Source organism: Mycobacterium sp. URHB0044, assembly GCF_000620625.1.
In the GTDB taxonomy this organism is placed as follows: domain Bacteria; phylum Actinomycetota; class Actinomycetes; order Mycobacteriales; family Mycobacteriaceae; genus Mycobacterium.
In genome coordinates this window covers 708578-720224 of record NZ_JIAW01000001.1, presented here as the reverse complement: position 1 = coordinate 720224, position 11647 = coordinate 708578, and the positions used below count along the sequence as shown (strand labels likewise).

14 protein-coding genes are annotated in these 11647 nt (G+C 65.8%); 9 read left to right on the top strand and 5 right to left on the bottom strand.

Features of this window, described 5'->3' with window-relative positions; translation table 11 throughout:
* Position 1: 1 nt before the first annotated feature.
* Positions 2-448 (bottom strand): MmpS family transport accessory protein, encoded by a 447-nt coding sequence (locus N536_RS0103515; RefSeq protein WP_029112335.1) that lies wholly within the window; start codon positions 446-448, stop codon positions 2-4.
* Between the two features lie 186 nt (positions 449-634).
* Positions 635-1633 (bottom strand): LacI family DNA-binding transcriptional regulator, encoded by a 999-nt coding sequence (locus tag N536_RS0103510; RefSeq protein ID WP_231514397.1) that lies wholly within the window; start codon positions 1631-1633, stop codon positions 635-637.
* Positions 1634-2074: 441 nt separating this feature from the next.
* On the opposite strand from N536_RS0103510, the gene N536_RS0103505 reads away from it, so the two are divergent.
* The 3 genes from N536_RS0103505 to N536_RS0103495 are packed head-to-tail and all read left to right on the top strand — an operon-like array spanning position 2075 to position 4796.
* Positions 2075-3202 (top strand): fatty acid desaturase, encoded by a 1128-nt coding sequence (locus N536_RS0103505; RefSeq protein ID WP_029112333.1) that lies wholly within the window; start codon positions 2075-2077, stop codon positions 3200-3202.
* Positions 3203-3241: 39 nt separating this feature from the next.
* On the top strand, positions 3242-3556 hold the full coding sequence (locus N536_RS0103500; RefSeq protein ID WP_029112332.1) for a MocE family 2Fe-2S type ferredoxin: 315 nt from the start codon (positions 3242-3244) through the stop codon (positions 3554-3556).
* A 1-nt stretch (position 3557) separates the two neighbouring features.
* Positions 3558-4796, top strand: coding sequence for an NAD(P)/FAD-dependent oxidoreductase (locus N536_RS0103495; RefSeq protein WP_036435051.1), 1239 nt, complete (start codon positions 3558-3560; stop codon positions 4794-4796).
* A 2-nt stretch (positions 4797-4798) separates the two neighbouring features.
* Here the strand turns inward: N536_RS0103495 and N536_RS0103490 are convergent, their stop codons facing one another.
* Together N536_RS0103490 and N536_RS0103485 are read right to left on the bottom strand one after the other, a co-directional pair.
* Positions 4799-5089, bottom strand: coding sequence for a hypothetical protein (locus N536_RS0103490; RefSeq protein WP_197040050.1), 291 nt, complete (start codon positions 5087-5089; stop codon positions 4799-4801).
* 73 nt (positions 5090-5162) lie between these two features.
* Positions 5163-5741: a TetR/AcrR family transcriptional regulator gene (locus tag N536_RS0103485; protein ID WP_029112329.1), complete on the bottom strand. Its 579-nt coding sequence runs from the start codon at positions 5739-5741 to the stop codon at positions 5163-5165.
* A 90-nt stretch (positions 5742-5831) separates the two neighbouring features.
* Here N536_RS0103485 and N536_RS0103480 point away from each other — a divergent pair, with 90 nt between their 5' ends.
* From N536_RS0103480 to N536_RS0103455, 6 genes are all read left to right on the top strand, one after another.
* Complete coding sequence (locus tag N536_RS0103480; protein WP_029112328.1) at positions 5832-6731, top strand: SDR family NAD(P)-dependent oxidoreductase; 900 nt, start codon at positions 5832-5834, stop codon at positions 6729-6731.
* On the top strand, positions 6731-7753 hold the full coding sequence (locus N536_RS0103475; protein WP_064751509.1) for an aldo/keto reductase: 1023 nt from the start codon (positions 6731-6733) through the stop codon (positions 7751-7753). Before N536_RS0103480 ends, N536_RS0103475 begins: the two co-directional genes overlap by 1 nt.
* Before the next feature lie 51 nt (positions 7754-7804).
* Entirely contained in the window at positions 7805-8233 is a 429-nt protein-coding gene (locus N536_RS0103470; RefSeq protein ID WP_029112326.1) for a pyridoxamine 5'-phosphate oxidase family protein, read from the top strand.
* 80 nt (positions 8234-8313) lie between these two features.
* Positions 8314-8985, top strand: a complete 672-nt coding sequence (locus N536_RS0103465; protein ID WP_029112325.1) for a FadR/GntR family transcriptional regulator — start codon at positions 8314-8316, stop codon at positions 8983-8985.
* A gap of 99 nt (positions 8986-9084) precedes the next feature.
* On the top strand, positions 9085-10506 hold the full coding sequence (locus N536_RS0103460; RefSeq protein ID WP_051574199.1) for a sialate:H+ symport family MFS transporter: 1422 nt from the start codon (positions 9085-9087) through the stop codon (positions 10504-10506).
* Positions 10503-11435 (top strand): dihydrodipicolinate synthase family protein, encoded by a 933-nt coding sequence (locus N536_RS0103455; protein ID WP_029112323.1) that lies wholly within the window; start codon positions 10503-10505, stop codon positions 11433-11435. The genes N536_RS0103460 and N536_RS0103455 overlap by 4 nt, the downstream gene beginning before the upstream one ends.
* Here N536_RS0103455 and N536_RS0103450 read toward each other — a convergent pair.
* Entirely contained in the window at positions 11375-11626 is a 252-nt protein-coding gene (locus N536_RS0103450; RefSeq protein WP_029112322.1) for a hypothetical protein, read from the bottom strand. The genes N536_RS0103455 and N536_RS0103450 overlap by 61 nt on opposite strands.
* Between the last annotated feature and the right edge of the window lie 21 nt (positions 11627-11647).

Here is an 11647-nt window from a genome sequence, read left to right as displayed (position 1 = left end):
CTCAGCCCGACTTGTCCAGGCAGAAGGTGTAGGCGTTCAAGGTGTTGGCAGACCTCTCGTCCTTGACCGCGTCGTCGATCTTGATTCGGCAGCCGATCGATTCACTGTCCCCCTGGGCCGCGACGTTGACGAAGACTGCCGGCTGAGTGGTGGTGGTGTCGTAGGCCCAGGGCAGCGCGGCGGCGTCGACGCGCTGCGGTTGAGCGTTGATGTCAAGGTAGGTGATGGTTGCCACCGTTCCCGGCGGGCCGAAGACCTCCATGACCACGTGCTTTGGGTTGAACGGGACGATGTCGTTGTCGGTGCCGCTGCCCGTGGACGTGACGTCCTGCGAGGCGAAGATGCCGTGCAGCCGATACACCGCGAATCCAGCGACCGCGATCACCACGACCGCGACGAGCACCATCCAGCGTTGGCTCACTCGGCGGCCGAATGAAACCCGCTGCATCCGTGACCCTTTCATGTAGCAAAGCTAATCAACTGGGTTGACGGTACGACACCGGACCGGACTCCACAACACCGGAGTGGGGCTGCGCGCAGGCGTGCGTCATTCACAGCGAGTTCCGAGCCCAATCATCTGGTGCGGCCGTCTACTCGAGGCCTAGGACGCAGCGCGAGGGCACGTCCGCGGTCGTCACTCCGTCCGCGCAGCGCCGGTCGTGGCCCTGACCATCAGCTCTGGACGCAATACGACTTCGCGCGGTTCTGCCGGCGTTCCTTCGATGCGGGCAACCGCACGCTCGATGGCCAACCGGGACATTTCCTCAGTGTCCTGCGCGACGGTGGTGAGACGGGTGTGCGGAAGCTTCGACAACGCGCTGTTGTCCCACCCGACGACTGAAACATCCTGAGGCACACGATATCCCGCGTGGATCAACGATTCGACCACCGCGACGGCCATCTCGTCGTTGAAGGCGATCACTGCCGTTGGCAGGACCGGATCGTCGAGAAGGGCGCGCGCAGCGAAGTAGCCTTCCATCTGGGTCTCCCCACCCGAGATGACGCGGATCTCGGCTTGACAGCGGATCGAAGTCATGGCGGCCACGTAGCCTGCCCTGCGCGCGCGAGCAACTTCCCCATGCCCGCCGTCGATGTGCACGATGCGCCGGTGTCCCCGTTCCGCGAGGTAGTCGACCGCCTGCGCCATCCCCACACGGTCGTCGGTTCGGACGACGTCGACAGCCGGGTCATCGACGCTCCAGCCGATGGCCACCACGGGCAGCTTGCCCGCAAGCACTGGTGCAGGGTTCGGGGGGTCGACCATTATCACCGCGTCTGGGCGAAAACCCTGCAACGTCTCGACCGCACGAATCTCGTCCCTGCTCTTCGTGACTGCACTCAGAATCAACTCGTAGCCATGCCGGGCCGCGGCGACGTACAGCCCGTCAAGCAGCAGGGTGTTGAATTGGAAGTTCAGGCCGATCATGCCGAAGACGGTTCCAATGTGCCGCGACCGGCCGCGTGCGAGCATTCGGGCGCGCATGTCGGGCTTGTAGCCGAGTGCGTCGGCCGCTTCGAGTACCCGTTTGCGTGTCTCGGTGCTCGCGCCGGGCGCATTGCGGATGACGATCGACACCAACGCGCGCGACACACCCGCCTGCGCAGCAACGTCTTCCAGCGTTACGCGTTTCACGTTGTGGCCTTCGCCGCTCGCCGAAATCAGCCGACTCCATCCCAATGTGTCTCGTCGCCGACGACCCGATGCCAGGACGGAAGCGATCGCCGTCATCCTAGCGCGCTCTAGGGACGGGTTCCTCCAGGTGGGCCGCGATGTCCGCGGTCAGTCGATTAGCGCGCTCTAAGCCGTGATGACCTTCGGGCCACGGCGGAAACCGTGCCTTCGTTCTTGACTCGTAGCCGCTCGCCGCACCTCCCGCGCCTCCTGTACCGCACCATACGCGCTGCTCAAGCGGATTGACCAGCACCGTCACGGGCGCATGTCAACCGTCAGGCGCAAGCAGTGATTGACACATCGCCGGGCTGCGAATTAATCTCCTACTAGAACGCTCTAGTAGGACAGCCCCAGTCCCGCCGCGTGGCACCCGCGCACAGTCAGAACCGGAGAAGAAATCAGATGAACTCCGATCGTTTGGCCGCGTACGACTTGATCGGACCGGAAGGAGAGCGTGCGCAGCGGGTAGGCATCGCGGGCGGGACTTGGTTCCGCAGCTCGATTCCGCGCAAACGCCTGAAGGAACTGATGCGTCGCGACGACCGTCACGCCACCAAGAACACGGCAGTTTGGTTGGGTTCGCTGGCGTTGACGGGCGCTGCCGGTGCACTGGCATGGACCAGCGGTTACACCTTGCTCGCGATACCCGCATTCGCCGCCTACGGGCTCCTGTACGGCACGGCCTCCGATTCACGCTGGCACGAGGCCGGCCACGGCACGTTCTTCGCAACACGCTGGAAGAACGAAGCGCTGTACCAGATCTCGTCGTTCATGCGCATGCTCTCACCGACCAAGGAGCGGTGGAGCCACACCCGCCATCACACCGACACCCTGGTCGTCGGCCGCGATCCCGAGATCGACGTGATGCGGCCGGCTCGACTCGCCAGAATCCTCGCCAACACGATTCGGCTGATCGACGTGCCCCAGTCGCTGGCCGCGATGACGCTGCACTCGTTCGGTCGGCTCACCGACGAGGAAAAGACGTACATCCCCGAGCAGGAACAACCGAAGGTGGTGCGCACTGCGCGTATCCACCTGTCCATATTCGTCGCGACCGCCGCCGCGTGCGTGGCCACCGGTTCAATCGTCCCGGCGTTGTTGATCGGCTTGCCCACCGCCTACGGCGCACCGATGCTCACCGTCTTTTCACTGACTCAACACGCCGGACTGGGTGAGAACGTGCTCGATCACCGGCTGAATACCCGCACGGTGTACATGTGCCGATTCAACCGATTCCTCTACTGCAACATGAACTTCCACATCGAACATCACATGTTCCCGATGGTGCCGTCGCATCGGCTGGCCGAATTGCACGAAGAGGTCAAGCAGGATTGCCCGCCACCGTATCGCTCGTTGTGGGCCGCCTACCGGGAGATCATTCCGGCCATCGCGCGTCAGCTCAAGGACCAGACGTACTACATCCGCCGGGAACTACCGGAAGGCGCAGCGCCGTACCACATCCCGGTTCCTGCCGCCGACGGCCGCGCCATCTCGGTGGGCCGCGACGGCGCTCAGATCACGGTTGCCTGACGGCTACCGACCACCGAAATCTCGAAGGGACTGCCTGCCATGACACAGTGGATCGCTGCATGCAAGACTGAGGACGTCGAAGCCGAGGACGTGGTTCCGTTCGAACACGACGGCGCCCACTACGCGATTTATCGCTCACCCGACGACGACTTCTTCGCCACCGACGGCTTTTGCACCCACGAGCGCGAACTGCTCTGTGACGGCTTGGTCATGGGAACGGTGATCGAATGTCCCAAGCACAATGGGCGTTTCGACTACACCTCCGGCTCCGCGCTCGGTGCGCCCGTGATCGAGAAGCTCCGCACCTACCCCGTCAAGGTGGAGGACTCATGCGTGTACATCGGGCTGGGTTGAGATGACCCAGTCGGCGATGGTCGTCGTTGGTGCCGGTGAGTGCGGCACCAGGGCAGCCGCAGCGCTGCGTGCGGCGGGATGGTCGGGCCCCGTCGAGTTCATCGGCGCGGAACGTCATGTGCCGTACGAGCGCCCGCCGCTGTCGAAGGCAGCGCTGACCGGGTCCGGCGATCCCGGCCCCGTCACCGTGCACGACGAGGCGTCGTTACGCGCGGTCGGCGTGCGTTACCGCGCCGGAGTCGAGGTCGTCGACCTCGACCGTGACCGTCGGGCCATCTTGCTCGACGACGGCACGTGGATCCACTACCAGTCCTTGTTGCTGGCGACGGGTGCCAACGCACGACATCTGCCGTCCGCGGCAGGTGTGCGCCGCGCCCGGATCCTCCGCACGTGGGACGATGCACTCCAATTGCGCGCTGATCTGAGAGGCGCTCGAGCCGTCACCGTCGTCGGCGCCGGCCTCATCGGACTCGAAGTTGCCGCCGCTGCAGCAACATTGGGGGCCAAGGTCACCGTGCTCGAAGCAACCGACCAGATTCTCGGCCGCGCGGTGCCTGCCGAGGTGGCAGCTGTCATCCACGATCGCCACGAATCCGCGGGAGTAGACGTACGCTGCGGGGTCAGCGTGACCACCATGCGCGAGACGGCGTCGGGAGTCAGCGTCGACACTTCCGACGGCCGCACCTTCGAAGCCGACGTCGTCGTCATCGGCATCGGTGCGACGCCCAACGTCGCACTGGCTGAAAAGGCGGGCCTCGACGTCGACAATGGGATCCGCGTCGACCGCGAGCTCAGGACCAACGATCCACACATCTTCGCCGCCGGCGACTGCTGCTCATTTCCACATCGGCTCTACCGTGACAGACGCATCCGTGTCGAATCATGGCGCAACGCAAGCGCACAGGGCCAACTCGTGGCCGAGAACGTGTGCGGAGCACATCGCGAATTCACCGCTGCGCCATCGTTCTGGTCCGATCAGTACGACATGACACTTCAAGTCGTAGGTCTGCCCGATGAAGCCGAGATGGTGGTGCGACGCCAGCGGCAAGACGGCGTCGTCATCAGCTTCGGCGTAGACGGAGCCAATCGGCTCGTGTCCGCCGCGGCCGTCGGGACGGGCAATGCCGTCGCGCGCGACATTCGTCTGGCCGAAATGGCCATCAACAAGGGGGCCGTGACCGATATGACCATGTTGGCCGATCCCGGCGCCAGCCTGAAGCAGTTGCTCGGCCCACGCTGAGGTTAGATCGCCCCGGGCGTACCGGGAGGACTCATCGAGCCGTCGACGTTCGGCACCATCGCCGGGGCTGGTATTCCGCCCTCCGCCGCGTTGTCTCCTGGAATCCCGTCGTCAGGCGGGTTTTCGAACAGGCCGCCAGCACATGCCGGATGCCGCCAGCCCAACCACTCGCATGCCGGATCATCCTGGGCGAGGGTTGCCGTTGCCGGAACGGTCATACCCGTCACGGCCATTCCGGCAATCGCCACCGCCACAACCGTTCTGGCCAGCCTGCCGCGCGCTCCTGAAGTCATCACGGCACGATTATCGCCCTCTTGACGGCCGTCGGGGCCGAATCACTTCTTTGCCGCAGGCGTCAAAATCGGGTCAGCCCAACGGGGTTTCGACGATGGCGTCGAACACCGCTTCCAGCAACTCGGCGAGTCGATCGGTGTTGGCCTGGTTGAGCGCGCGAGTTTCGACCACGCGTCGCATCAGCAGCACCCCGCTGATCACCGAAAGCACGACGTCGCGGCGGAGCTGTCGTCCCGGCTCGGGCAACTGCCTGGCCAGTCGCTTCCCGACGTGACGCTCGATCGCGTCGCGGACGATCTCGGCCGCGCTCGGGTTCGACGCCGACCGCAGCATGATCAGAAACGGTGCCAAGTCGTCGGCGTCCGGGGCCGAGCGCGCGACCAATGCCGCAGCGGCGTCCCGAGCGATCGCCTCCGGGTTCTCGGCGATGAACACCGGCGGCGCGAAGGACGTCTCGACCGCCTCGGCGAACAACTGTTCCTTGGATCCGAAGTACCTGTTCACCAGCATGGCGGTGACGCCGGCGTCGCCGGCGATCTCGCGTACGCCGACGCCGTCGTATCCAGCGCGTGCGAAGTTGCGGATGGCCGAGTTCAGGATCGCCTCACGGGTCGCGGCGGCATTGCGCGGGCGGGCCGGGCCGGAAGGCATGGCCCCACGTTAGGGAATAGATGCCGCCAAGTCTACGTCTGTATATTTCGTCGTAAGTCTACGAGCGTAGATAAGAGAGTAGGAACTGCCATGAACAACCCGTCGCGCGTCTTTCTCGTGTCCGGCGCCTCCCGCGGACTCGGGCGGGCCATCACCGAGGCCGCCCTGAACGCCGGCCACCGCGTGGTCGCCGGCGTCCGCTCCGCCTCGGCGCTGAGCGACCTCGCCACGGAACACCCCGACCGCCTCGTCGTCGTCGAGCTCGACGTCACCAACGACGAGCAGGTCCGCTCCGCAATTGCCGCCGCAGTCAACCGGTTTGGCAGCCTCGACGTGCTGGTCAACAACGCCGGCTACGCCAACATGGCCGCGATCGAAGACGTCGACTTCGACGACTTCCGGACCCAGGTCGACACCAACTTCTTCGGCGTGGTGCGCCTGACGCGGGCCGCCCTGCCCGTCATGCGCACCCAACGCGGTGGCCACATCATTCAGATCTCCTCGGTGGGCGGCCGGGTGGTACGCGCCGGCCTGTCCGCCTACCAGTCGTCGAAGTGGGCCGTTACCGGGTTCTCTGCCGTCCTCGCCAAGGAGGTCGCACCACTGGGCATCAAGGTCACCGTCCTGGAACCCGGCGGCATGCGCACCGACTGGGCCGGTTCGTCCATGCGCATCGATCCCGTCCGCGACGAGTACGCCTCCACCGTCGGCGCCGCCGCTGCAATGAGCAACCCCGAGAACATCGGCGCCAGCGACCCGGCCAAGGTCGCCGCGCTGCTGGTCGAAATCGTCGACATGGCCGAGCCGCCCGCCCGACTCCTGGTCGGCCCGGACGCCTACCGCTACGCCACGGCCGCGGGCCGGGATCTACTGGCGAGTGACGAAAAGTGGGAAGCACTCAGCCTTTCCACCTCCGCCGACGACGCCACCGCGAATCAACTGGATCCCCTCGCATCGGTCGGCGCCCAGGCGTCGGAAGGGGGACGCTGATGTTGGCGCGGGTCACGCTGGGCCACTCCGACCTGTCGGTGCATCCAATTGGGCTGGGCTGCATGGGCATGTCACAGTCGTACGGCGCCGCCGATGACGACGCATCCATTGCGACGATTCGGACAGCGCTCGACCTCGGCGTGGACTTCCTCGACACCTCCGACTTCTACGGCGCCTCCGACATCACCTGGGGCGTACCGATTCGCGGGTTCGGCCACAACGAGGAGCTGATCGGGCGCGCGATTGCGGGCCGGCGCGACGACGTCGTGCTGGCCACGAAGTTCTCGGCGAAGATCAACGCCGGCCACGACGGCATCGCCATCGACGGCCGGCCCGAATACGTCCGGGCTGCCTGCGACGCAAGCCTGCAGCGGTTGGGCACCAACGTCATCGACCTGTACTACTACCATCGCCTCGACCCGTCGGTGCCCATCGAGGACACCGTCGGCGCGATGCACGATCTGGTCGACGAAGGCAAGGTCCGCGCCCTCGGACTCAGCGAGGTTGGCCCAGACCTAATCCGCCGTGCGCACGCCGTACACCCGATCACCGCGCTGCAATCGGAGTACTCGCTGTGGGAACGCGGTGTCGAGAACGGTGTCACGTCGACCTGTCGTGAACTCGGGATCACTCTGGTCCCCTACAGTCCGCTTGGCAGGTCCGCCCTGACCGGTCGACTGAAGGCCGGAGAGCGGTTCGGGCGGGGCGACTTCCGCGCCACCAACCCGAGATTCTCACCTACCAACCTCGCCACGAACCTTCGGCCGGTCGAAGAGCTCGTGGCGATGGCCGAGGGAAAGGGCTGCCGCCCAGGACAACTCGCGTTGGCCTGGCTGCTCGCTCAACCGCTCGACGTCGTGCCGATACCCGGCACCAAGCGTGCGGAGTTCGTGCGCGAGAACGTCGCGGCGACCGCCGTCGCGATCAGCGCCGACGAAACCGCCTACTTATCCGAGGTGTTCGCTCAGGACCGCATCGCGGGAGAGCGGTATGCGGAAGTGCACGCCCGAACGATCACGTGACCCCGTCTCTGCGGGGAATACCGCATACGAACTTCCGTGTTGGCTCGGACCATGAGAGCTTTCACGGACGACGAGCGGCAGCGGTTCCTGGCAGACACCCACGTGGGCGTCCTGTCGGTCGCAGCAGACAGCGGCCGACCGCCGGCCAGCGTGCCGATCTGGTACGACTACACCGCCGACGGGCACATCCGGATCAATACCGGGGCAGCCTCACGCAAGGCGCGACTGATCGAGCGGGCCGGTGTCGTCTCACTGGTCGTTCAGCGTGAAGAGCCGCCGTACCAGTACGTGGTCGTCGAGGGCACCGTCGTCGACGTCACGAATCCGGCGCCACGGGACGTCCGCGAGGCCATCGCCATCCGCTATCTCGGTGACGAAGGCGGGCGCGCGTTCGTCCAAGCGATGGGCGATGAGGGGAGCGTGCTCTTCACGGTGCGGCCGGATCGTTGGATGACGGCGGACTATTCGGGCGACGTATAGCGCCGCGGACGCGGTAACCTACCTGATATCCGAGAAGCTGCCACGCTGGCGGCGCTATCGACGATGTCGCTGGAGGACCGATGCGAACGCTGCTGTCATATGAGACCGGTGCCGCCATCCGTGCCTACATCGTCGACCGGCAGCTCAAGCCCGGTGATCCGCTGCCGTCGGAAGCCGAGCTGGCGGCGCTGCTCGACGTCGGCAAGACCTCGGTGCGTGAGGGCCTACGCCGACTCGAGGCGCATGGCGTCGTCGAAGTCCGGCGAGGCAAGGGATTGTTCGTCGGCACATTCAGCTTCGGACCCCTGATCGAGCAGCTGCCCTACGGCTTGCAGGCAGACAGCGTGCCGCTGGCTCACCTGCTCCAGACCCGGCGCGCGATCGAGGAGGGACTGATCGGCGAAGTCGCGAAGGTCATCACCGACGACGAACTGCGCCACCTGGACGAGCTGGTCGACAGGATGCGCGCCGAGGCCAAGGACGGGCGTGTGCCCGCCGACGTCGACCACGCTTTCCACCAGGCGCTGTTCGCGCCGCTGCACAACCCGTTCGTGCTGCAGCTGATCGACGTGTTCTGGACCATCTTCGGCAAGGCCTCCGACCACATCGTGCTTGACCTGCGCAGGCCCACCGCCGAAGACCACGCCGCGATCGTCGACGCGCTTCGTTCCGGAGATCCCACCGCGATGACGCAGGCCGTCGCCCGGCATTTCGAGGACCTGCAGCGCAGCCTCGACACTCACCCGGCCTGACACCAGGAAGGCCCGCTCGGCTCTTGCTGTGATCTACGTCATGCGCTACCGTCCAGATATCCGTTCTCACATATCCGATATCTGTTCTGAGGTGTAGCCATGACGACGCCGCCGACTGAGACGAACGACCGCGCCTCGTTGACACGCACGCAGTGGAAGCAGTTCTGGGCCGCCTGGCTGGGCTATCTGCTGGATGGCTTCGACTTCATCCTCATCACCCTGGTGCTGACCGAACTGGCAGACGAGTTCGACCTCAGCCTGGTGCAGGCCACGACACTGGTCAGCGCCGCCTTCGTCTCACGATGGTTCGGCGGCCTGCTGCTGGGGGCAATCGCCGATCGCTTCGGCCGCAAGGGCGCGATGGTGATCAGCATCCTGTGCTTCGCCGGAGGCAGCTTCCTCTGCGGTCTGTCGTGGGGCTACTGGTCGATGTTCGTCTTCCGCGCGATCGTCGGCATCGGCATGGCCGGCGAGTACGCCACCAGCGTGACCTACGCGATGGAGTCCTGGCCGAAGACCTTCCGCAACCGCGCCAGTGGAGCACTGCTGTCGGCGTATCCGATCGGCGTGGTACTCGCAAGCCAGCTCTACCCGCTGGTGGTGCCCAGTCTCGGTTGGCGGTGGATGTTCTTCATCGGCTTGGTTCCCGCGGCGTGGGCCCTGTGGATGCGGCGCGCACTGCCCGAGGCGAAGGAGTGGGAGGACGGCGTCAAGCACGGCGCGATCCGCGAGAACACCGCGATACAGCTGCTCTTCAATCCGCAACGGCGCCTTGCCAATATCGCGGTCTCGATCGTCGCCGCCGTCGTCCTGGTCGTCATCTTCAGCCGCACCGTGACCGGCCCGTGGGTGTTCGCCCTGGCGCTGATCACCGCGGCCTGCTTCTTCGTTCTGGCCAGGCAACTCGCCGCGAACAAGACCGGCATGTTCGTGATGCTCATCATCACCGTGCTGACGGCGTTCCTGTATTCCTGGCCGCTGCAGTCGCTCCTGCCGACCTACCTGAAGACGGAACTGCACTTTGACCCGGCGCAGGTGGCACACGTGCTGCTCTGGGCCGGCCTCGGTTACGCGGCGGGATCGGTGGCCTCGGGCATGGTCGCCGATCGGCTGGGCACGAGGCGCACATACGTTCTGGGCCTGGTCATCTCGCTGTTCTTCGTCGTTCCGGTGTTCGCGCTCAACAGTGACAAGGTGGTCTGGCTCTGGGTTCTGCTGTTCGGTCTGCAGTTCTTCAGCCAGGGAATCTCGGGCCTGCTGCCCAAGTTCGTGTCCGACCACCTTCCCGTCAACGTTCGCGCCAGTGGACTCGGCTTCTGTTACAACGTCGGAGCACTCGGCGGCGCGATCGCTCCCATCATGGGTGCGTCGGTCGCAGCGTCGCTGGGGCTTGGCACCGCGCTGACGGTGTTGACGCTCGGCTTCACCGTTCTGATCGCCATCCTCGTCGGCTTCGACGTTCCAAAGCGGGTCGGTCGCCTCGGCTCGGATGTCGACCGTGATGTGGAGGTATCCCGATGAGCGCCAGCACCTTGGGTGGCGTCATTCCACCGCTCACCACGCCGCTCGACGCCGACGACGGCGAGGTCGACACGGCCTCGATGGAACGGCTGTGCGGCTTCCTCATCACGGCAGGCGTCGACGGTCTGTTCGTCGGCGGCTCGTCGGGTGAGACGGCACTACTCTCCGACGCGCAGCGGTACCGGGCCGTCGAGATCGCCGTGAGCGTCGCGGGCGGTCAGGTCCCGGTCGTCGCTGGTGCGGTGGACACCGGCACCTCACGCGTCATCGACCACGCACGGGCGGTGGCCAAGCGCGGTGCCGCGGCCGTCGTATCGACCGGCCCGTTCTACGTCGCGCCGCACCCCGACGAGGTGGTGAGGCACTTTCAACTCATCTCCGATGCCGTCGACGTGCCGGTGATCGCCTACGACATTCCGAGCGCCACGAACACCCGGCTGCCGCGCCGCGCGATCGAGACGCTGGCGGCCTCGAGAACGATTGCCGGTCTGAAGGATTCGAGCGGTGACCTCACCGCCTTCCGCCAGATTCTGCTCGCGACGGCGGATTCCGGCCTGCGGGTGTTCACCGGTTCGGAGACCGTCACCGACGTCGCGTTGCGGCTGGGCGCGCACGGACAGGTGCCCGGATTGGGCAACGTCGATCCCGACGGCTACGTCAGGCTGGGCCGAGCGGCGGCCGCCGGCGACTGGTCCGCGGCAACCGCCGAGCAGGAGCGACTACTGCGGTTGTTCACGATCATCGACGTCGCCGACCGGTCCCGGATCGGGTTCACCGCAGCGGCATTGGGCGCCTTCAAGGCCGCGCAGTACCTTCGCGGCGTGATCGCGTCGCCACGGTGCGCGGATCCGCTGCTTCCCCTGGTGGATCAGGAGTTCGACGCGATCCGCGAGATCCTCGTCAGCGAGGGCATTGCCGTCGCGCGGTGAACCTCGCCCGGTCGCTGAGCGTTTCTGTGCCGATCCAGGGAAATGACCTGGCCGTACCCGTCGCGCAGCTCACGATTGCGCCGCATCGCCTTGGCGATTTCGTCACCGCGCTTCGCCGCAGCCCCGAACCGCAGTCCAACGCCGATGATCAGCAGCCAGCCAACGGCGCCGGCAACGGCGATGGTCGTCATGGACGTCTTCCAGTGCTCATG